The organism is Pseudomonas sp. CROZ-RG-20F-R04-15 (assembly GCF_022662375.1).
GTDB lineage: Bacteria > Pseudomonadota > Gammaproteobacteria > Pseudomonadales > Pseudomonadaceae > Aquipseudomonas.
Window position 1 is genome coordinate 1 of sequence record NZ_JAKNQL010000088.1, and the last position, 226, is coordinate 226.

At 59.3% G+C, this 226-nt stretch carries 1 pseudogene; it reads left to right on the plus strand.

Annotated elements, in window-relative coordinates:
• A pseudogene (locus L8H52_RS30400) lies at positions 1–226 on the plus strand (calcium-binding protein); the annotation flags it as partial.

Consider the following 226-nt stretch of genomic DNA (forward strand, 5'->3'; position numbering starts at 1 on the left):
GTTTATCGGCGGTGCCGGTTTCGACATCGCCGGTTATACCGACAGCACTGTTGGCGTGACCGTCAACCTGAAGACCGGTGTGCACAGCGGTATCGCTACCGGCGATACCTTCGTCGGTATCGAAAGCTTGCGTGGTTCGAACTTCAACGACACCTTCGTCGCCGATGGCCGGGCCATCGCCTTCGATGGCAGCCTGGGCAACATGGACACGGTCGACTATTCGACC